General features: G+C 74.0%; 16 protein-coding genes. 9 read left to right on the top strand and 7 right to left on the bottom strand.

Going from position 1 to position 21,628, the window contains the following annotated elements; genetic code table 11:
• The first annotated feature begins 30 nt into the window (after positions 1 to 30).
• Together O7627_RS12185 and O7627_RS12180 are read left to right on the top strand one after the other, a co-directional pair.
• A complete protein-coding gene (locus O7627_RS12185) occupies positions 31 to 1,737 on the top strand; it encodes a cholesterol oxidase substrate-binding domain-containing protein (protein ID WP_278093612.1) in 1,707 nt (568 codons plus the stop codon).
• Between the two features lie 161 nt (positions 1,738 to 1,898).
• Entirely contained in the window at positions 1,899 to 3,155 is a 1,257-nt protein-coding gene (locus tag O7627_RS12180) for an acetamidase/formamidase family protein (protein ID WP_278093611.1), read from the top strand.
• An 11-nt stretch (positions 3,156 to 3,166) separates the two neighbouring features.
• Here O7627_RS12180 and O7627_RS12175 read toward each other — a convergent pair whose 3' ends face one another.
• From O7627_RS12175 to O7627_RS12150, 6 genes are all read right to left on the bottom strand, one after another.
• A complete protein-coding gene (locus O7627_RS12175) occupies positions 3,167 to 4,447 on the bottom strand; it encodes a HAMP domain-containing sensor histidine kinase (protein WP_278093610.1) in 1,281 nt (426 codons plus the stop codon).
• A complete protein-coding gene (locus O7627_RS12170) occupies positions 4,447 to 5,103 on the bottom strand; it encodes a response regulator transcription factor (protein ID WP_278093609.1) in 657 nt (218 codons plus the stop codon). Before O7627_RS12170 ends, O7627_RS12175 begins: the two co-directional genes overlap by 1 nt.
• An 80-nt stretch (positions 5,104 to 5,183) precedes the next feature.
• On the bottom strand, positions 5,184 to 6,470 hold the full coding sequence (locus O7627_RS12165; protein ID WP_278093608.1) for a cation:proton antiporter: 1,287 nt from the start codon (positions 6,468 to 6,470) through the stop codon (positions 5,184 to 5,186).
• Positions 6,467 to 7,900 (bottom strand): cytochrome P450, encoded by a 1,434-nt coding sequence (locus tag O7627_RS12160; RefSeq protein WP_278093607.1) that lies wholly within the window; start codon positions 7,898 to 7,900, stop codon positions 6,467 to 6,469. The genes O7627_RS12165 and O7627_RS12160 overlap by 4 nt, the downstream gene beginning before the upstream one ends.
• Entirely contained in the window at positions 7,897 to 9,009 is a 1,113-nt protein-coding gene (locus O7627_RS12155; RefSeq protein WP_278093606.1) for an alpha-hydroxy acid oxidase, read from the bottom strand. The genes O7627_RS12160 and O7627_RS12155 overlap by 4 nt, the downstream gene beginning before the upstream one ends.
• Positions 9,010 to 9,021: 12 nt before the next feature.
• Entirely contained in the window at positions 9,022 to 10,602 is a 1,581-nt protein-coding gene (locus O7627_RS12150; protein WP_278093605.1) for an NAD(P)-binding domain-containing protein, read from the bottom strand.
• An 87-nt stretch (positions 10,603 to 10,689) separates the two neighbouring features.
• Between O7627_RS12150 and O7627_RS12145 the strand changes: the two genes are divergently transcribed.
• Positions 10,690 to 12,309, top strand: coding sequence for an AMP-binding protein (locus tag O7627_RS12145; RefSeq protein WP_278093604.1), 1,620 nt, complete (start codon positions 10,690 to 10,692; stop codon positions 12,307 to 12,309).
• A 56-nt stretch (positions 12,310 to 12,365) separates the two neighbouring features.
• On the opposite strand, the gene O7627_RS12140 is transcribed toward O7627_RS12145, so the two are convergent.
• Complete coding sequence (locus O7627_RS12140; protein ID WP_278093603.1) at positions 12,366 to 13,010, bottom strand: response regulator transcription factor; 645 nt, start codon at positions 13,008 to 13,010, stop codon at positions 12,366 to 12,368.
• A 51-nt stretch (positions 13,011 to 13,061) separates the two neighbouring features.
• Between O7627_RS12140 and O7627_RS12135 the strand changes: the two genes are divergently transcribed.
• The 6 genes from O7627_RS12135 (at position 13,062) to O7627_RS12110 (ending at position 21,617) form a co-directional block, all read left to right on the top strand.
• Positions 13,062 to 13,454, top strand: coding sequence for a hypothetical protein (locus O7627_RS12135; RefSeq protein ID WP_278093602.1), 393 nt, complete (start codon positions 13,062 to 13,064; stop codon positions 13,452 to 13,454).
• A 23-nt stretch (positions 13,455 to 13,477) separates the two neighbouring features.
• Positions 13,478 to 15,361: a GAF domain-containing sensor histidine kinase gene (locus O7627_RS12130; protein WP_278093601.1), complete on the top strand. Its 1,884-nt coding sequence runs from the start codon at positions 13,478 to 13,480 to the stop codon at positions 15,359 to 15,361.
• A gap of 311 nt (positions 15,362 to 15,672) precedes the next feature.
• Positions 15,673 to 16,710 carry a radical SAM protein gene (locus O7627_RS12125; protein WP_278093600.1) on the top strand — a complete coding sequence of 346 codons (1,038 nt, stop codon included), beginning with the start codon at positions 15,673 to 15,675 and terminating at the stop codon, positions 16,708 to 16,710.
• Positions 16,711 to 16,772: 62 nt separating this feature from the next.
• Positions 16,773 to 19,580, top strand: a complete 2,808-nt coding sequence (gene lanL / locus O7627_RS12120) for a class IV lanthionine synthetase LanL (protein ID WP_278093599.1) — start codon at positions 16,773 to 16,775, stop codon at positions 19,578 to 19,580.
• Between the two features lie 50 nt (positions 19,581 to 19,630).
• Entirely contained in the window at positions 19,631 to 19,735 is a 105-nt protein-coding gene (locus tag O7627_RS12115; RefSeq protein ID WP_278093598.1) for an ALQxL family class IV lanthipeptide, read from the top strand.
• A gap of 124 nt (positions 19,736 to 19,859) precedes the next feature.
• Positions 19,860 to 21,617, top strand: a complete 1,758-nt coding sequence (locus O7627_RS12110) for a prolyl oligopeptidase family serine peptidase (RefSeq protein WP_278093597.1) — start codon at positions 19,860 to 19,862, stop codon at positions 21,615 to 21,617.
• Positions 21,618 to 21,628 lie beyond the last annotated feature (11 nt).

Genomic DNA, 21,628 nt, shown 5'->3' with positions numbered 1-21,628 from the left:
GCCACCGGGCGAAGCCACGAGAGGATCGAGATGGCCATCTCCCGCCGAGGTTTCCTGGAGGTCTCCGCCGCCACCGCGGTTAGTACACTGTGGACGCCCGGTGCCCGACCGGCGCCGCCGGACTTTCCCGCCGACATCCCGGTCTACCGCGAGGAGTTCCGCAACTGGGCCGGTGAGATCCGCACCAGCGCGCTGTGGACCTGCGCCCCCCGCTCACCGGCCGACGTCGTGACCGTCACCAACTGGGCGTACGAGCACGGCTTCACGGTGCGGGCCCGCGGTCACCGGCACACCTGGTCGCCGCTCACCGTGCCCGACGGCGCCGCCGGCGCCGACCGGGTCCTGCTGGTGGACACCACCCGCCACCTCACCTCGATGACCGTGGTGTCGACCGAACCGGCGGCGGTCCGGGTGCAGACCGGCGCCGCCATGGAGGACCTGCTCGGCTTCCTCGAAGGGCACGGGCTGGGCGTGACGAACACCCCGGCGCCGGGTGACCTCAGCGTCGGCGGGGTGCTCGCCATCAACGGGCACGGCACCTCGGTGCCGGCCGACGACGAGGTCCGGCCGCCCGGCCACAGCTACGGCACGCTGAGCAACCTGATCCTCTCCCTCACCGCCGTGGTCTGGGACCCGGCCGAGGGCCGGTACCGGCTGCGTACCTTCGACCGCGCCGATCCCGACTGCGCCGCGCTGCTCACCCACGTCGGACGTGCCTTCCTCACCGAGGTGACGTTACGGGTCGGCACGAACCAGAACCTGCGCTGCGTGAGCACGGTCGACATTCCCGCCGCCGAACTGTTCGCCCCGCCGGGCGCCGGGGCACGCCGTACGCTGGCCAGCTTCGTGGCCGCCGCCGGCCGGGTCGAGGCGATCTGGTTCGCCTTCACCGACCACCCGTGGCTCAAGGTCTGGAGCGTCCGGCCGACCCGCCCGCTGACCTCCCGCCCCGTCACCACCCCGTACAACTACGTCTTCTCCGACAACGTCCCGGAGCCGGTCTCCCGGCTCGCCGAACGGCTGCTCGCCGGCGAGTGGGCGCTCACCCCGACCTTCGGACAGGCGCAGTACACCACCGCCGCCGCGGGCCTGACCGCCACCCTGGCCACCGACCTGTGGGGGCCGTCGAAGAATCTGCTGCTCTACGTCCGGCCGACCACGCTGCGCGAGACCGCCAACGGGTACGCCGTGCACACCACCCGCGCCTCGATCCAGCGGGTGGTCGCCGAGTTCGCCAGCTTCTACGAACGGCAACTGGCCGGCTACCGGGCGCGGGGCGAGTACCCGGTGACCGGCCAGGTCGAGATCCGGGTCGCCGGACTCGACCGGCCCGCCGACGTCGGCGTACCCGGGGCGCAGTCGCCCTTGCTGTCCGCAGCCCGGCCGCGGGCCGACCACCCGGAGTGGGACGTGGTGGTCTGGTTCGACGTGCTCACCTTCCCCACCGCGCCCCGGGCGCACGAGTTCTACCGGGAGATGGAGCGGTTCTTCTTCACCACCTACACCGGCTCCTACGCCGGCTGCCGGGTCGAGTGGTCGAAGGGCTGGGGCTACACCGGGACCGCCGCCTGGGCCGACCCGACGATGCTGACCCGCACGGTGCCCGACACCTACCGGCACGGGCCCGACCCGACCTGGGACCGGGCGGTCGCGGCGCTGAACGGCCACGACCCGCACCGGGTGTTCAGCAACCCCTTCCTCGACCGGCTGCTGCCCGGCGGTGCCGACCCGGCCTGACCGTCGACTTTCACCACGATGAACAGCGGATTTGCAGAACCGACATGAGACTGAAACACCTGGCGGCGACGGTGTAGCGACCTCTTGATCATCGTGAGGTGCCCGTCCGGACACCCGGGAGGCGGCTGCCGTCGGGGTGTCCGGTGACCATGGGAGGTCACATGTCAACCACGCACTGGAGCGCGGCAAGTCGCCGCAGCCTGCTGGCCGCCGGGCTGGCCGCCGGAATCACGGCGGGGATCGCCGGCCCCAGCCAGGCGGCGGTGCCCCGGCACCGCGGCGGCCCGAAACACCCGAAGTGGCACCACCACCTCCGTTCCACCCCCGACAAGCTGCACTGGGGCGGGTTCCCGATCGGCTGGCAGCCCGGTCTGACCATGCGGTCGGGCGAGACTGTCCGGGTCGACACCCTCTCCCACCAGGGTTTCACCAACCCGGCCATCAACCCGCGCGACTACTTCGGCGCGTTCGGCGTCCGGCCGAAGGAGATCCTGGCCGACGGGATGGCGTTCTGGGAGACGCTGCCCGAGCGCGAGGCCACCGGCCGGCGGTACGGCGGGCACGTGCTGACCGGCCCGATCTACGTCCGGGGCGCTGAGCCGGGCGACACCATCGCGGTCGACATCCTCGACATCGACACCCGGGTGCCCTACGGCTTCAACAACACCGCCCCGACCGGTGGCGTGATGGCCACCTTCTATCCCGGCTGGCGCGAGGGCGACCAGGGCCTCGACATCCCCGCCGAGATCCCGCCCGGCCTGCCGGCCGGGGTCTGGCCCGACGTACGCACCCACCTCTACCGCACCGGCATGCACCGGGGGCGGGAGGTGGTCTTCTTCGCCGACGACATCATCATCCCGACCCACAAGTTCATGGGGATCATCGCGGTCGCTCCCCCGACGGGCGAGTTCATCGGCAACACCGAGGACGCCCCGCCACCGGCCACCGGCGTGCAGAACTCCACCCCGCCGGGGAAGTTCGGCGGCAACATGGACGTCCGCGACCTCAACGTCGGCACCACCCTCTACCTGCCGGTCTTCCAGCCCGGCGCGCAGATCTTCATCGGTGACCCGCACAGCTGCCAGGGCGACGGGGAGGTCAGCGGCACCGCCGTCGAGCACTCGCTCGCCGGCACCTTCAGGATCACCGTGATCAAGCGGGTGGCCACCGAACTGCCGTGGGCCGAGACCGACGACCACTGGATGATGATGGGCATCCACTGGGATCTCGACCGGGCGATGCGGATCGCGGTCGAGAAGACCGTCGACTTCCTCGTCACCACCCAGGGCATGACCGTCCCGAAGGCGTACTCGTTCGCCTCGATCGCGGTGAACTACCACAACGCCGAGGTCGTGGACCGCACCCAGGTGGTCACCGGATACATCCCGAAGAGTGTCTTCAAGGGCCGCCGGGGCTGACCCCCGCCGGTTCAGCCGCCGACCCGGGCCACCGGCCGGTCCTGCCCGGCCCGGGTCGGCAGCCGGACCACGAAGCTGGCTCCCTGGCCGGGACGGCCCAGCGCCTCGATCGTGCCGCCGTGCCCGGTGACGACCTCGCGCAGCAGCGCCAACCCGAGGCCGGTGTGCCCGCGCCCCCCGCCACCGCCGATGTGGAACGGGTCGAAGATCCGGTCGGTCGGGTCGAACCCGCTTCCGGTGTCGGTGACCGCCAGTTCGACGACGTCACCGAAACGGCGCACGGCCACCTCGATCTGCCCGCCGGCCGGCGTGTGGCTCAGCGCGTTGGTCAGCAGTTCACTCACCACCCGGTGCAGCGCGGAGGCCACTCCCAGCACCGGCAGCGGCACGTCCGGCCGGCTCAGCGTCAGGGTCACCTGCTGCTCGGCGGCCCGGTCCGCCTCGGCGAGGACCGCCGACTCGGCGAGCTCGGCCAGATCCACCAGGTCGGCCATCGGCCGGCCGTTGGGCAGGGCGGCCAGCCGGGCGGAGAGCAGCAGGTCCTCGACGACCTCACCGAGCCGCCGGGTGGTGCCGACCAACCGGTCGAGGTCACCGCGGTAGCCGTCCGGCACCCCGGCGGTGCCGGCCCGGCGGGCGAGCACCTGGGCCCGGGTGTGCACCTGGGCGATGGGCGTACGCAGTTCGTGGCTGACCTCGGCGATGAACCGGCGCTGCCGGGCGAGCGCCTCGGCCAGCGGCGCGACCGCCCGCCGGCCCAGCACCATTCCGCTGGCGATCGCGACGAGCAACCCGACCGCCTCGGCGACGGCGAGGGAGAGCAGCAGGGTCCGCCGGTCGGCGAGCTGGTACCGGGCGTCGAAGATGGCCTGCACGACGTCGTCGCCGCGCGGCCGGGTCAGCACGAAGTAGACGGTGTCGTTGGCCTCCACCGTGGTCTCGCGGGCGGTCCAGGTGGCGGCGCTGGCGTTGATCTCCTCGATCATCGGGAAGCCGGGCGGGGCCGGCACCCGGCCGGTGACCAGTTCACCGTCGTCCAGGATGAAGAGCCAGGTGCAGCCGGGTGGACCGGACGGGTCGCTGTGATCGGCGGTGTAGGCCAGTTCACGTTCGATCTGGCGTTCCTGGCCGCGGACCAGCATCGCGTAGGAGACGCCACCGGCGGCGGTCACCAGCACGGTCGCCGCGACCCCGACCAGCAGCCCGATCCGCCGCCGGGCGCGGGCGACCACCGCGCGTTCCGCCTCGGCCCAGGTCGTTCCGGCCGCGGCCCCCACCCGCCGGCTCGCCATCACAGCTCACCGAGCCGGTAGCCGAGACCGTGCACGGTCCGGACCGAGGCGCGGCCGAGTTTGCGGCGCAGGTAGTACACGTAGGTGTCCACAAGTGACGACGCACTGGCCTCGTCGAAGACCTGGCGGCGCAGCTCGGCCCGGGAGTGGACCACCCGGGGGGCGGCGGCGAGCACCCGCAGCAGCTCGAACTCCCGGGTGGAGAGCGCTACCCGGGTGCCGTCGGGCAGGACGACGTCGCGCAGGGCGAGGTCGAGTCGACCGGACCCGATCGGCAGCGAGTCGGCCCCGTCCGCCCGGCTGCGGCAGAGCGCCCGCAGCCGGGCGGTCAGCTCGTCCAGCTCGAACGGCTTGATCAGATAGTCGTCGGCACCGGCGTCGAGCCCGGCGACCCGGTCGTCGACGGTGCCGAGAGCGGTGAGCATCAGTGCCCGGGCGCCGACCGCCCGGGACCGCAGCCGGGTGAGCAGGTTGAGCCCGTCCATCGCCGGCAGCAGCCGGTCGATCACCATCACGTCGTACGGCCGGGTCAGTCCGAAGTGCAGGCCCCGTTGCCCGTCCCGGGCCACGTCGACGAGGTATCCCTCGTCGGTCAACACCTCGCTGAGCATGTCGGCAAGGTCCGCGTCGTCCTCCACCAGGAGCAACCGTCGCACGACTGGTGACGGCGCGATCGCATTGAGCACGTATTGAGAATCGCACATGAGGTGTGTTACATCGACTGTGATAGATATCTCTAAACCGGACCGGCGATTCGCCCGGCCGCTACTTTAACCTCTCCCGGCCCGGACCGGACCATGATCCGCGCCTCCCGCCGGTTTATCCAGCTCAGCACCGGTGTGGTCATCAGTGTGGTAACGAGCGCGACCAGCACCAGCGCGGTGAACAGCGTCGAGTTGACGATCCCCGCCGCCATCCCCACGTTTATCGCGATGAGCTGCATCAGGCCGCGGGCGTTCATCAGCGCGCCGACCCGCAGCGCCACCGCCGCCGGTTCGCCCCGCAGCCGCGCCGCCGCCCAGCAGGCACCGAACTTGCCGACGATGGCGAGCGCGACGCACCCCACCGCGAAGACCAGCACCGACGGCTGGCCGAGCAGCCCGAACTCGGTGTGCAGGCCGGAGTAGGTGAAGAAGAGCGGCAGGAAGGCGACCTGGCAGATCGGCACGATGGTGGCGATCATCCGGTCGGTGCGCTCGGTGTGCGGCATGATCGCGCCGACCGAGAAGGCGCCGAAGACGGCGTATAGCCCGATCTCGTCGGTGTACCAGGCGACCGCGAAGAGGAGCGCGATCAGGCCGAGCAGCCGGGACTGGTCGCCGAGCCGGTCGCTGCCGATCAGCGCGGCGGCCAGCCGCCGGCCGACGAACCAGAGCAGCAGGCCGAACAGCACCGCCCCGCCGAGCGTGACAACCGCCGGCCCCGGCCGGCCCGACGCGGTGGCGAGCACCACGGCGAGCAGGATCCAGGCGACCAGGTCGTCCAGCGCGCCACTGGCCAGGGCGAGCGAGCCGTACCGGGTGCCGGCGTGCCCGCCCTCGGTGATGATCCGGGCGAGCATCGGGAAGGCGGTGATGGCGAGGGCCACCCCGACGAAGGCGGCGGTCACCCCCGCGGAGGCGCCGGCCGCCAGGACCGGCACCTGCCCGGCGGTGATGAGCACCAGCAGCGCGCCGAGGCCGAGCGGGACCAGGATGCCGGCCAGCGACACCGCCCCGGCGGTGCCCGCCAGCCCGGTCAACGGGTGCGCGGTGAAGGCGTACCCGGCCTGGAACATGAAGATGACCAGGCCGACCTGGCCGACGATGTAGAGCACCGGGTAGAGCGCCGCCGGGAACAGCGCGTTCTGGACGTCGGGCGCCACCAGGCCGAGCAGCGACGGCCCGAGCAGCACGCCGGCCACCATCTCGCTGACCACCGCCGGCTGGCCGACCTTGCCCAGCAGCCAGGCCATCAGCCGGCAGAAGAGCAGGATCACCGCGACCGCGAGGAAGAAGCGGGGCGCCAACTCCACCGGCGTCATGATGACGCGCCCCCCGGGCCCCGGGCCGCCGCCGAACCAGGCAAGATCATTTCCGGATCCCCCTCGAAGTAGGTGGCGCAGAGCCGTTGGCGGCGCGCGTCGAGCACCATCACGCTGCCGAGCGTGAGTTGGACCAGGCTGCGCCAGACGTCGGACCACCGGTCGCGCAGTCGCATCGCCCACAGCCGGGTCCGCCCGGGTGGCCGGACGCCGGCCGGCACCAGGAAGCACGGTCCCCGGTTCGGCAGCGACCGGGTGTGCCGGACGCTGGAGACAAGCGTGTGGTGGCGCAGCACCTCACGCAGGACCGCGCGCATCATCACCGGGGCCACCCCGCGGGCCGGACAGGCCCGGTTGGCGGTGACCCCGAACGGGACGAAGTGCGCCTCGCCGCGCCGCAGCGTGCGCCAGCGGGACGGGTCGAAGGTGTCGTCGGCGGCCACCCCGGTGCGCTGGAAGGCCAGATAGTTGAACAGCAGCACGGAGCCGGCCGGGATGGTGACCTCGTCGTCGACCTCGATCGGTGCCGAGGTGATCCGGTGCGCCACCCCGAAGAGCGGATGGACCCGCAGGCTCTCGTCGATCACCCGGTCCAGCACCCGGTCGCCGTCCTCGCCACTCCCCTCACCCGTGGCGAGGACGGCCGCCAGTTCCCGCTGCGTCGGCGGGTGCTGCGCGACGGCGAGCAGCAGGTGCGCCATCGCCTCCGACATCTGGACGACCGCCGTGTTGAAGTACGTTCCCTGCAGGTACCAGGCCGTCTCCTCGGCGGTGAACGGCGCCGGCAGCGTCACCGGGGCCGTCCCGGCCTCGACCCGGTCCCGCAGGTAGCGGGTGAGCCGCTCCCGGCGGTCCAGATGCCGCAGCCCACAGCACTTGAGCGCGGTGACCACGTCGTCGGCATTGGCCACGATCAGCGCCCGCGCGTCGGCCGGGCAGGGCTCGGCGAAGACCAGTTCGTAATAGACCTCGGCCCAGATCGGCATCATCAGGTCGCGTAGCCGCACGTGACCGGGCCGGTCGGCCGGCAACCGGTCGAGCCCCCGGCGGGCCGCCGCCGCGGCGAGTTCGGCCGACCGCCGATGCGGCACCGCGAGCACCTGCCGGGTGGTGCGGGCGACGGTGCGGTAGCGCTCCCCCGGTTCGAGGTGCTCCTGGTGTACGTGCGGGCCGGGCGCCAGCCAGTACCAGAACAGGTCGGAGAGCCCGGCCCCCCGGCTACGGCCGTTGGCGGCCGGGTGCGCGTACACCCGCTCGAAGTGCTCGGGACCCACCAGCGGACCCGGGATCGGGATTCCCTCGGCACCGTTGACCCGGGCGAAGATCCACTCTCGGAGCCGGACCACGGCCGGAGGCAGCCAGTCCGGCAGAAACCACAGCACCACCCCGGCCACGACAAACACCGACCCGAGCAGGGGCAGCCCGCTCATCGGGGCGGTCCCGGCCGCACCAGGTCCGGGGTGAGGTCGGCGGGGCGGACCGCCCCGGTGAGCGTCATCGCCCGGTCCAGGTCGGCGCGCAACCACTCCAGCACCTGCCGTACCCCGGTCTCGCCCCGGGTCGCGAGCCCCCAGACGACCGGCCGCCCCACCCCGACCGCGGCGGCGCCGAGGGCCAGCGCGGTGAGCACGTCGGTCCCCCGGCGGACGCCGCCGTCCAGCAGCACCGGAATCCGCCCCCGCACCGCGTCGACGACCGCGGGCAGCGCGTCGATGCTGGCCGGCGCCCCGTCCAGCTGCCGCCCGCCGTGGTTGGAGACCAGCACGGCGTCGGCCCCGTGCTCGACGGCCAGCCGGGCGTCGGCCGGGTGCAGGATGCCCTTGAGGACGACCGGCAGCCGGGTGATCCCGCGCAGCCAGTCGATCCGGTGCCAGTCCAGCCGGGCGTCCATGACGATGTCGCGCACCCGGCCGGTCGCCGGGTCCCGCATGTTCTCGCAGCACAACCCGGGCGGCAGATCCAGAAAGCCGTTGCGCAGGTCGCGCCAGCGCCAGCCGAACACCGGCGAGTCGACGCTCACCACCAGGGCCCGGCAGCCGGCCGCCTCGGCCCGGCGGACCACCGACTCGGTGAAGCCGAGATCCGGTTGCGGATAGAGCTGGAACCACAGCCGCGCCCGCCGCCCGTCCTCGTCGGTCGCCGCGGCCACCGCCTCGATCGACGTGGTGGCCGCCATGCTCACCACCATCACGGTGCCGGCGGCGGCGACCGCGCGGGCGCAGGCCACTTCCCCGTCGGGATGCGCCAGCCGGTGGAAGGCGGTCGGGGCCACCAGCACCGGCAGCGCCAGCTCGTCGCCGAGCAGGCCGGTCCGCAGGTCACGAGCGCCCCCGCCGCGCAGCACCCGGGGCAGGATCCGGTACCCGTCGAAAGCGGCCTCGTTGGCGCGCAGGGTGCGCTCGTCACCCGCGCCGCCGGCGAAGAAGTCCCAGTGGTCCGGGTCGAGCCGCCGCTCGGCCTCGATCGCCAGGTCGTGCAGATCGACCAGGGGGCCCGCGCCGGCCGTGGGTATGTGACGCGGGCCCACCTGGTCCGCCACCGGAGGCACGGCTCAGCCCACGGCGCCGTCTAGGCAGCGGTCCAGGAACGAGACCAGCGGAGCCCGGTGCACGTCCGGCCGGTTCCACTGGTTCTCCAGGTTCTCCGCCAGGTGGTGGACCGCTACCACCTGGCCGTCGCGGTGGTGGCGAACCACCGGGTGCAGGTACGCGGCGTCGTGCGCCTGGCCGGCCTCGTCCTGGGCGACCCGGCGCACCGACACGTCGAACGGGTCGACCTGGTCGTGCTCCGGGCCGTACTCCAGCGTGACGAGAAACGCGTCCGTCGCCTCGTGGTCCGCCGTGTTCAAGCCGGTCCCGGTGACGTACCCGACCGGAACCTCCTCGTGGTAGCGGACGTCCGCCCCGGCCACCGTCAGCACGTCGGCGAGCACCCCGAACTGCTGCCACAGCGCGGAGCTGCGGTTGACCCGTTCGATTATCGCGTCGGCCATCGGCTCGGCCTCGGCGAGCACCTTCCGGGCCGGCCACGGCTGGTCGTGGTGGCGCCGTTCGAGGATGTGGTACAGCGCACGCACGGTGTACCGGAAGCCGTGGATGAACCCGTTCGTGGACCGCTTGAAGTCCCGCTCCTGGGAGAGCGTGCCGGCGAAGTACAGGCCCGGCACGTTCACCGACTCGAACGCGGCCGTCTGGGCGGGGAACCGGTCGTTGACGGCGAGCGCCGGCCGGCAGTCGGCGTCGAAGATCGACGCGTCGAACCGGAAGCCGGTGCAGAGCAGCACCCGGTCGTACCGCAGCTCCCGGACCGCCTCGTCGGCCCGGGAGAAGGCGAAGCTCACCCGGTAGCCGGCGCCATCGCGGGCGATCTCGCGGACCTGCCCGTCGAGGACCGCGTTCGCCGACTTGAGCTGGTACGTGTCGAGGAAGTTGTTGTTCACCGCCCGCAGGTGCCCGACGTAGTGGGTCCGCCAGGCCAGCCGGACCGAACTCGGCCCCGCCACGTGGATCAGCGCGGTGGTCTCCATCAGGTTGTCGGCGGTCTCGAACGCCGAGTTGCCCTTGCCGATGATGAGCACCCGCTGGTCCAGGAAGTCCCGGGGGTCGACCGACATCTCCGGGTACGGTTCCGCGTGCTCCACCCCGGGGATCGGTGGGATGTACGGCTGGGACACACCGGTCGCCACCACCACCCGGCGGGCCCGGTGCACGGTGCCGGACTCCTCGGTGACCGCGAAGCCCTCGTCGGCCAGCCGGGCGACGCTGGTGACCCGGCTGCCGTAGCTGACCCGCACCCCGGTGCCGGCCGCGAAGTCGGCCAGGTAGCGGATCATCTCGTCGGCGGGCGGGAAGTACCGCTCGGTGTACCGGGTGAAGCGCAGCGCCGGGTCGTCGGTGAGCAGCGAGTTCCAGTCCAGCCGCAGGTTCAGCTCCGGGTCGTCCGAACCGGTGTGCGGCTTGTTGATGGAGATCAGCTGCCGGTGCCTCGGGAACCGGGTGAAGAACGCCCCGGGGACGTCGGCGGACTCCAGCACCAGGTAGTCGCGGCTGCCGTCCCGTTCCAGCAGCGCCGCGAGCTGGAGTCCGGCCGGCCCCGCCCCGATGATCAGATAGTCGAGCATCTCTGCGGTCACGGAGCAGACCGTACGGCGCGGAACTCAGAGAAAACTCAGGCCCGGAATCTGAGTTATCTCTGAGGATCTGCCGCTATCTTCGCGCGCATGACGCAGGCACAGCAGGCACACCGGACCGGGCGTCCACTCCCGACAGAAGCCGGCTTCCCGCAGGTGGTGCTGGACCTGCTCGCCGCCGACCGGGACCGTCCCGTCTTCGAGCACGGCCGGCGCACCGTCGGCGGCGCCGAGTTGCTGGACCTGATCGGCCGGCTGACCGCCGGGCTGCGGGGGGCCGGGATCGGACCCGGCACCGGGCTGGCCGTGGCGCTCGGGGTGACGCCCGAGGCGTTCGCCGCCACCATCGCGGCGCACGTCGTGGGCGCCCGGGTGGCGGGGCTGCGACCGGGGCTCACCCCGGGCCAGCTCCGGCACATCCTCGGCCAACAGATCGCCGCGGTGCTCGTCGACGACGCCGGTGCGACCGCGTCGCTGCGGTCGGCGGCGGCCGGGCTGCCGCTGCTGGGGGTCGGCCCGGTGGCCGGGGCACCGGACCTGACCACCACCGACGCACCCCCGCACCCGCCGACCCCGACCGCCCGCCCGGACGACATCGCCCGGGTCACCTACACCAGCGGCAGCACCGGCAACCCGAAGGGCTGCCTGCAGACGTACGCCTCACTCGCCGGCGCCTGGGCCGCCTACCCGGACCGGTGGCCGTCGGTGGTCCGCGACATCGCCGGCAGGCTCGACCGGTATCTGCTCTTCGGCTCGCTGAGCAGCCACGTGATGCTGGAGTACGGCATCCTCACCCTGGCCGCCGGCGGCACCATGGTCGTCGCCGAACCGCCCCGGGGTGACCAGCCCTTCTTCCCCGCCGCCCTCGCCCGGCACCGGGCCACCGCCAGTGTGATCACCGTGCCCCGGCTGACGAAACTGGTGGCCGCGCAGCGCGCCGATCCGGTCGACCTCAGCGCGCTGCGTGCCCTGCTGGTCTCGGGCTCCCCGCTCGACCCGGCCCGGCTCGCCGAGGCGATGACCGTGCTCGGACCGGTCGTCTATCACGGTTACGGCCAGACCGAGGCCGGGATGATCGCGATGGTCACCCCCGCGGAGCTGAGCGCCGCCCTGACCGACGCCAACGGCTCACCGCTGGCCGACCGGCTCGACGCGGGCCGGCCACCGGCCGTGCTCGCCTCGGTGGGCCGGCCGCCGGGCGCGGTCGAGGTGCAGATCCGCGACGGCGACGGCCGGCCAGTGCCGGTCGGCACCGAGGGCGAACTGTTCGTCCGCACCCCCGGCCAGGCCAGCGGGTACTGGGCCGACCCGGAGCAGACCGCCGAGGTCTTCGTGGACGGCTGGGTCCGGACCCGCGACCTGGGCCGGTTCGACGCCGACGGATACCTGCACCTGCTGGGCCGCACCCGGGAGGTCATCATCGTCAACGCCAACCTGCAGTACGCGGGCCCGATCGAGCAGGCGCTCGTCGCGCACCCCGACGTGGCGGAGGCGTACGTCGTGGCCGTGCCGGACGAGGAGACCGGCGAGGCGGTGCACGCCTTCGTGGTGCCCGCCCCCGGGCGCGACCCGGAGCCGGCCGCGCTGCGGACGCTGGTCCAGGAACGGCTCGGCGAGGCGAGCGTGCCCCGGTACATCAGCTTCGTCGACGAGGTCCCGATCTCCCCCGCCGGCAAGCCCGACAAGCGGCGCCTGCTGGCCGGCCGGTGAGCCAGGCCGCGCCCGCCGGCAGCCGGTGAGCGCGGCCCGGCCCGGGTGCCGCCCGGTCAGCCGGCAAGGCCGGCGCGGTGGTAGACGAGCGCGGCCTGCACCCGGTCGGAGACGCCCAGCTTGCCGCTGATGATGGAGATCTGGTTGCGTACCGTCTTCTCGCTAAGCGACATGCTCCGGGCGATTTCGCGGGTGCTGCGGCCGTCGACCAACAGGGCCAACAACTGTCGGTCCCGCGGGCTGAGCGAGTCCAACGGACCCGGGCGGGCCGGGGCGCCGGGGGTGTCGTCGGCCACCCCTGGGCCGAACGCGCGTCCACCGGCCCGGACCGTGCGGATCGCCGCCAGCAACGTCTCCGGATCGGTGTCCTTGAGCAGGTAGCCGCGCGCGCCGGCCGTCCCGGCGGCGCGCACCGTCCCCGGGTCGTTCGTCATCGTCATCACCACGACCGCGCAGCCCGGCACGATGGTGAGCAGCTCACGCACCAGACCGACGCCGTCGCCGTCCGGCAGCGCGAGATCGACGAGCGCGCACCGCGGCCGGTCGAGAGTGGCCAACCGGCGGGCCTCGACCACCCCACCCGCCTCGACGACCCGGGCCACGCCGGGCTCACCGGCCAGCAGCGAGACGAGACCACGCCGGACCACCGGATGATCGTCCACCACGAGCATCGTGTCGGCAATGTGCGACTCATCGGACACGGTCAGATACATTACCCTCCGCGGATGTCCGCGTCGCTAGGGTCACTGACCATGTCAACAGAACGACAGCACCCCGTGTCCGGGGCGCGCGTCGCCATCCTCGACGCGCCGCCCGAGGTGCAGGCCTGGGTGGACAGCTTCATCCTGTCCGCGCAGCAGGGCACCGGCAACTTCCCGCACCCGCATCCGGTCATCCCCACGGCGACGATCCCACTGGGGACCCTGGAGCAACTGGTCACCGAGAACCTCGGTTCGCTGCCCTGGGGCGAGATGTCGCTGTCCAGCGGCGAGACGTCGCTGTCCAGCGGCGAGATGTCGCTGTCCAGCCAGGACGGCGGCGCGACCGCCGTCCGGCCGCGGCATGATCCGGAGCACGACACCGATCCGTCCAGCGGCTCGGCCTACCACAATCTCCTGCACAAGATGCTCGGGGACTTCCACTGAGCAGTGCGCGACTGCCGTGGTGGGTGGCGGGCGCCGCGTTGGCGGTGCTCGCCGGCGCCCTGCTCGTCGAACTCGGCCCGGGTCCGGCCGGGGTACCGGCGGAGACCCGGGACTGGCTGCTCGCCGCGATCTGCGCCCCGCTCGGCGCGCGGATCGCGGCGTACGCCCCGCGCAACCCGTGCGGCTGGCTGATCCTGACGGTCGGCGCGCTCGCCGCCGGCGCGGTCGGCGCCGGACTGCTGGCCGACGTGATCTTCGTCTGGCTGCGCGACATCCTCTGGTGGCCGGGTTACGGCCTGCTCATCGTGGTAGCTCTGCTCTTCCCGGACGGCCACCCGGCCGGTCGGGGCTGGCGCTGGGTCACCACCGCGCTGGTCGTGGCGACCGGCGCCGGGCTGGTCGCCCTCGGCTCGGTCGCCGCGCGGGAGCCGCGCGGCCTGCTCGTCGAGCCGGACAGCCAGCTCACCCCGGGCTGGGACGTCGTCGTCTTCCTGCTCGCCACCGTCGTTCTGCTCGGCGGGGCACTGCTCGCGATCTGCTCGCTCGCGGTCCGGCTGCGCCGCGCCGAGCCGGCGCGGCGCGGACCGCTGGGCTGGGCCGTGGCCAACGCCGCCCTGCTCGCCGTGGCGTTGGTGCTGGACACCGGATTCGACGTCCCGGCCGTCTGGCTGGTCGGCGCGCTCGCCATCCCGCTGGCCACCACCGTCGGGGTGCTGCGCTACGGGCTCTATGACATCGACCTGCTGGTGCACCGCTCACTCAGCTACGGCGCACTGACCGTGGTGGTCACCGCCGGCTACGCCGCCGCCGTCACCGTGGCGACCCGGGTGGTGCCCGAGGCGGCGGCGCCGGTGGCCGCCGCGGTGACCGTGATGGCCCTGCTCCCGCTGCGTCAGGGCATCCAGAACCTGGTCGCCCGCGCTCTCTACGGCCAGGGCGCCCGACCGTACGACCTGATGGTGGCGCTCGGCCGCCAGATCGGGCTGGCGCCCACCGCGGAACGGATCCTGGCCAGCGCGGTCGCCGCGATCGGCACCGGCCTCAAGCTGCCGTACGTCGCCGTGCACCTCGGCCACGATCCACAACCCGCGGCCACCCACGGCGAGCGGCGCCGGTGGCCGGTGCAGACCCTGCCGCTCACCTACCAGGGCCGCCGGATCGGCGGGCTGCTGGTGCAGCAGCGGGGGCCGGACGAGCCGTGGTCGCGCCGGGAACGGACCCTGCTCGCCGACGTCGCCGAGCAGCTCGGCCCCTCGGCCGCCTCCGTGGAGCTCACCCGCGACCTGCAGACCGCCCGGGAGCGCCTGGTCCGGGCCCGCGAGGAGGAGCTGCGCCGGCTGCGGCGCGACCTGCACGACGGCATCGGATCCAACCTGGCCGGCGCCCGGATGCTCGTGCACGCCGCCCGCCGGTGCGACGAGGCGCGCCGCCGGGAACTGCTCGACCAGCTCGACGGCGACCTCGGCGACGCGGTGGCCGAGATCCGCCGGGTCATCGACGATCTGCGGCCACCCGCGCTGGACCGCGGTCTGGCGGCGGCGCTGCGGGCCGCGGTCCACCGTCGGGAGACCGCACCGGTGACGATCACCCTCGACCTGCCCGACGGCCCGGACGGGCTGGGCGAACTGCCGGCGGCGGTCGAGGTGGCCGTGTACCGGATCACCGACGAGGCACTGACAAACGTGGTCAAACACGCGGCCGCCACCCGGGCCCGGGTCACCGTGGTACGCGACGCCGGCCGGTTGCGGCTCACCATCGACGACGACGGGACCGGGATCGCCGGACCGCGCGCCGACGGGGTCGGGCTGGAATCGATGGCGCAGCGCAGCCAGGAGCTCGGCGGGACGTTCGAGATCGAACCACGGCACCCAGGCACCCGGCTCGTGGCCACCCTGCCGCTGGTCTGACGCCGTCGGCCATGCCGCCGGCTCGACGCCGTCGGCCGTGCCGCTGGCTCGACGCCGTCGGCCGTGCCGCTGGCTCGACGCCGTCGGCCGTGCCGCTGGCTCGACGCCGTCGGCCGTGCCGCTGGCTCGACGCCGTCGGGACGGTGTCCCGGCGCGTCGGGCGATCGTCCCGGGCGGTGCGGGCCGCTGTCCCTGCCGGCCGGGCACCACTCGGCAGCAGGCTGAGGACGTGCCCGGGAGACCGGCACAGTCCACGTTGATCAGCAACCGGGGCAGCAGGCCCCGGCGCCGAGCCACCCGGGAGGGCCACCATGCCCGAGCCACCCGCCACCGCGGCGCTTGTCGTCTGGGACATCACCTATGCCTGCCCGCTGCGCTGCGTGCACTGCTATTCCGAGTCCGGTCGGCGACCTGCCCGCCAACTCGGCCACGCCGACCTGCTGCGGGTGGCCGACGCCATCGCCGAGCTGCGCCCGATGGCCGTCGCCTTCGCCGGCGGCGAACCGCTGTTGATCCCGGGACTCGCCGAGGTCGCCGAGCGACTGCGGCGCACCGGCGCCAGGATCGGCCTCTACACCAGTGGCTGGCGGCTCACCCCGGCGCAGGTGGAGATGATGGAGCGGGCACTCGACATCGTCCACGTCAGCGTCGACGGGGCGACGGCCGCGGTCAACGACCGGATCCGGGGCCGGGCCGGCGCGTACGACCGGGCGATGGCCGCGCTCGGGCTGCTCGACGCCGCGGCGGCCCGGCGCCACGCCGCGGGGCGCAGCGGGTTGGAATTCGGCATCGACTACGTCGTCACCCGCGGCAACCTCAGCGAGGTGGAACTGTTCTGCCGGGAGGTGCTGCCGAGGTTCCCCCGGCTGCACTCGGTCTCCTTCGGCGCGGCGGTGCCGTCCGGGCTGGCCAGCCGGCCGGGCTTCGTCGAGCACGAACTCCTCGACGACGCGCAGTGCGACCTGCTGACCGATCCCGGTTACCTGCGTCACCTGCGCTCGCTCGCGCCGGCCGGCACCCAGGTGCTGGCCGTCGACAACCGAATCCTCGCCGTCCACCCGGACGCGGTGGCCCAGGGACGGGCACTGCCGCTGATGCAGGTGGAGCCGGACGGCGGCGTTCGGGCCATGGCCATCTACGAGGGCATCGTCGGCAACCTGCTGACCGACCCGCCCGAGCAGGTGTGGCGGCGGGCCGTGCAGCGGTGGAGCGACCCGGTGGTGGTGGCCGCGCTGGAACCGGCCCGCACCATGCGGCAGTGGGCCGAGGCGCTGCGCAAGCTCGACCACCACTTCGGCACCGACGACGACCGCGCCCGCATCGACCGTCGCCCCGCGTACCAGCCCTGACCGGCACCCCGCCGCTCGTCCCGTCCAGCCCGTCGACCCAGTTGACCCCGGGAGGTCACGCCGTGCACGCCGAAGCGACGACAAGCAACGACGAGGCGCTGCTGATCGACCTGGTCCGCCCCATCGTGGCCCGGTACGGCGGCGACGACTGGACGGTCACACCGACCGCCTTCTGGTGCCACGTCGAGCCGGACGGCCGGCGGCACCGGGTCCAGGGCTGGAAGCTGCACCTGTCGGCCACCCCGCTCTCCGCGCCGCTGGTCCTCTCCCGCGCCGCCACCGTCCTGGCCCGCCACCGGGTGCCGTTCAAGTTCGCCGGGACCCTGCACCGCGCGGCGGAGCTGGTCTCCCGGCACTTCGAGCGCAGCGGCGGCGGCAAGTTCATCACCGCGTACCCGGACGGCGGCGACGACGAGATCCGCGCCCTCGCCGAGGAGCTGCACCGGGTGACCGCCGGCCTGCCGGGTCCGGGAATCCTCTCCGACCGGCCGCTGCGACCGGGCAGCCTGGTGCACTACCGGTTCGGCGCGTTCCGGGGCGTTCCCGCGCTGGGCAACGACGGGGTCTACGAGGTCATGCTGACCGCCCCCGACGGTACGGCCGCGACCGACCAGCGCCGGCCGTGGTTCACCCCGCCGCCGTGGGCCCCGACCGACCCGTTCACCGGGCGACCGGCCCGACCGCCGTCGTACGGCACGCCGACCGCCGCCCGGCCGGTGCTGCTCAACGACCGCTACGAGGTACGCGAGGTGATCCGGCACGCGTACACCGGTGGCGTCTACCGCGCGATCGACAGGCGCACCGGGACCACCGTCATCGTCAAGCAGGGTCGCCCGCACGCCGGCGCCGACATCACCGGTCGGGACGTCCGCGACGCCCGTCGGCACGAGGCCCGGATGCTGCAGCGGTTCGACGGCGACGCGCGGGTTCCCCGGCTGGTGGAGCTCTTCACCCAGCAGCAGGACGTGTTCCTGGTCCAGGAGGCGGTGCCCGGCACCACGCTGCGGCGCTGGGTCGCCGACCGGACCGTGCCGGCCGACGCCGACCGGTGGGGCCCGGACCCGGCGACGGCGGTGCGCGTCGCCGGCGACCTGGTCGGCCTGGTCGAGATGGTGCACGGCGAGGGACTGGTGCTGCGGGATCTCAACCCGAACAACGTGATGATCACCGACGACGGCGAGCTGCGCCTGATCGACCTGGAGGCCCTGGCCGGCAGCGGCGACCCGGTGGTGCGGACCTACACGCCCGGGTACGGGGCGCCGGAGCTGACGCGTGGTGCCTTCGTCGGCCCGCCGCCGGAGCCCGCCGCCGACCTGTTCAGCCTCGGCGCGACGCTCTTCCATCTGGTCAGCGGGGCGGATCCGGTGCTGCCACCGGACGAGCCGCCGGCCCGGCCGGACCTGGATCGCCTAGACGCGTGGCTGGCCACGATGGGGACCGGCAACGCCGCCGCCCGGCACCTGGCACCGGTGATCCTCGCCCTGCTCGCCGACGACCCGGCGGCCCGGCCCGGCCCGGAGCGGCTCCGGGCCGTGCTGCGGGCCGTTGCCCGGCCCGCCCCGGCCACTACCCGGACCGGTGCGGCGACCGAGGCTGCCACCCCGACGTTGGCTGCGGCCGGTGCCGCTGACGCCCGATGGGACCGGATGATCAGCGACTCGATCGGGTTCCTGGCCGCACAACGGCAGGTCGGGGCGGCCGACCGGCGCTGGCCCGCGCACCCCCGGGACCCGCACACCGACCCGTACAACGTGCAGCACGGCGCCGCCGGGGTGCTCGGTGCGCTGACCCGCGCGGCCGGGGCGGGTGCCGACCCGGCGGCCCGGGAACTGGTCGCGGAGACCGCCGGGTGGTTGCGCGCCCGGGTCGCCCGGGAACCGCGCATCCTGCCCGGCCTGTACCTGGGCCGGGCCGGCACGGCCTGGGCGATGCTTGACGCGGCCGGCGTACTCGGCGACCCGCAGCTTGCCGCCGACGCCGCCGACCTGGCCCGGCGGCTCCCGCTGAGCTGGCCGAATCCGGACGTCTACCACGGGCTGGCCGGGGCTGGGCTCACCCACCTGCGCTGCTGGGAGGCCACCGCCGACCCGGACTTCCTGCGCCGGGCCGCGGCGACCGGTGACGCGCTGGTCGCGGCCGCCGAACGGCACGGGGGCCAGGTGCGCTGGCCCGTCCCACCCGACTTCGCCTCGGCGCTGGCCGGTACGCGCGGCCTCGGCTTCGCCCACGGGGTGGCCGGCGTGGGCACGTTCCTGCTGGCGCTCGGCCGGGCCACCGACTCCCGGGCCTACCTCGACCTGGCGAGTGCCGCGGCCGGCACCCTGGCCGCGACCGCTCTCGACGACCGGGGGGCGGCCTACTGGCCGAGCGGTGAGCGGCCTGGTCCGATGACCGCACACCTGTGCAACGGGTCGTCCGGGATCGGCACCTTCCTGGCCGGTGCCTGGCGGCACCGCCCGGACGAACGGCTCGGCGCGCTGGTCGCCGCGACGGCGCGGGCGGTCCGCCGGATGCGCTTCTGCGCCGCCCCCGGGCAGTGTCACGGCCTCGCCGGTGACGGCGAGTTCCTGCTCGACCTCGCGGGGCTGCCCGGGCTGGCGCACTGCCGGGGTTGGGCCGCGGAGCTGGCCGGCAGCGTCCACGCCCGGCAGGCGCTGCGGGCGGGGCGGTTCGTCAGCGCCGACGAGAGCGGGGACACCTTCCGCGCCGACTTCGCCGCCGGCGTCGGCGGGGTGCTGGCCTTCCTGGTCCGTCTCCGGCACGGCGGCACCCGGTCCTGGCTGCCCCGGTCCTTCACCGACCTGTTCGAGCCGGCCGCGCCCGCCGAACCGGCTGCGGCGCCGGCCCTGATGGCTTCCGCCCGGAGCTGATTTCCGGGCGGACCGTGATCCCGACGAGGAGACCGAGGAGGTGAAACAACATGGAGCTCGACGTGAACGCTCTGCAGGTTCTGGTGGAGGCCGAGACCGAGGTCGGTCTGTACCCCTGCACCTGGATCAGCTGCACCCTCACGATCTCGATCTGAGATCGCGGGCCGCGGCGGCGGGCCGCCGGTCCCCGCAGCACCGCGGGGGTCGGCGGCCCGAACCAGGGCGGGGCCGGCGGCGTCGAATGCCGTCGGCCCCGACACCCGGCGAAAGGAGTCTTCCGTGTCACGAAGCAGCGAGCCGGACCGGCGGGCCGAGTCACCGCAGCAGGCCCGGCTGAATCTCCGTTTCGACGCCCGCGGCGTACGGGCCGCCTGTCTCGGGTCCGGCTCCGACGGCGGGCTGGCCGTGGAGGAGTGGGACTGGTCCGACACCCGGCCGCTCGTCCGCCGGCTCGGCACCGGGCGTCCGGTGACGGCCGCCTGCCAACCACTTCCGGTCGGCGATGGCCGGGTCCTGGTCGCCCGTCCGGACGGAACCCGGCACACCCTCCGTCTGCTGAACCCGGGGACGCCGGACACCGAGGAGACCGTGGCGGTGCTGCCCAACTCCCGGCTGGCGACGCTGCCCAGCCACGACAGCGACCTCCTCGCCTGGTTGATCGCCACGGACGGCGGCGAGACAACGGTGCTCGCGGTGGACGGCGCCGACCACCCGCTCCGACCGGTGGTGGCGGTGCCCGGCCGGCTCGCCGGGGCCGGCTGGCTTGCCCCCGGCCGCCGCCTGGCGGCGAACCACGTGACCGGCGGGCGCAGCGTGCCGGTGACGCTGGACCTGGCGGCCGGGTCGGTCGAACCGCTGTCCACACCGGACATCGGGGTGCTGCTCACCTGCCACCGCGCCGGCTCGGCGCTCGTCGCGGGGCGCGGGCCGGACGGCATCCGGCTCGGCTGGCTGGACCCGGCCGCGACCGGGGTCCGGTGGCCGGCCGGGCTGGCCGGGATCCGCGGCGAGGTGCTGCCCCTCGCCGCCGACCCCAGCGGCCGATGGCTGGCGCTGCGGGTCACCACCGGCGCCCGGTCCCGGCTGCTGATCCACGACGACCGGCACGACACCAGCCATCCGGTCGCCGCACCGCCCGCGGTGGTCCGGCTCGCCGCCTGGGGTACGGCGGGACTGCGGGTCCTCTACTCGGCGCCCGACCGGGCGGCGGCGACCGGCACGGTCGAGCCGGACGCGACCGGCTGGACGTTGCGGCCCACCGAGCCGGCCACCGGCGAGCCGCCCCGGATCGAGAATTTCGCCGGAGCGGCCGGGCCGGTCGAGGCGGTGGTGCACGGGCCGGACTGGCGGACCGCCCGCCGGGTGGTGATCGCTCTGCACGGCGGCCCGGAAGCCGCCTGGGACCTGGGGTACCAGGCGGTTCCGCACCGGCTCGGCGAGGTGGGCGTGAGCGTCATCGCCCTCAACCAGCGGGGCAGCACCGGCTACGGCGCGGCGCACCGCGGCGCCATCGTCGGCGCGTGGGGGGTGCCGGACCTGGCCGACATCCGGGCGGTGGCCCGCACGGTACGCACGGCGCGTGCCGGTCCCGGCCGCGAACGACCCGGCCTGTACGGCGTCAGCTACGGCGCCTTCCTCGCGCTGCTCGCCGTGGCCGCCGATCCGCACGCCTGGACGAGTTGCGTGGCGGTGGGACCCTTCACCAGCGCCCCGGCCCTGCACGCCGAGGCGGCGCCCGCGGTCCGCTCGCTGATCGAGCGCCTCGGCGGGCTGGTCACGGCCGAGGACCGGCTCGGTGCCCGCGACCTGATCCGGCTCGCGCCTCGGCTGCGTACCCCGCTGTTCGTGGTGCACGGTGAGCGGGACCCGATCATTCCGGTGGCGCAGTCCCGGCGGCTGGTGGCCGGGTTGCGGACCGCCGGTCACCTGCCCCGTTACCGGGAGGTCGCCGGCGGGGGCCACGACCCGCTCGGCGAGCCCGGGGCGGAGCCGCTGCTGGCCGAGGTCGTCTCGTTCCTGACCGGGACCGCCCGCTGATCTGCGGGCCG

It is taken from the genome of Solwaraspora sp. WMMD1047, assembly GCF_029626155.1.
GTDB lineage: Bacteria > Actinomycetota > Actinomycetes > Mycobacteriales > Micromonosporaceae > WMMD1047.
This window is presented reverse-complemented; position numbering and strand designations above follow the sequence as displayed.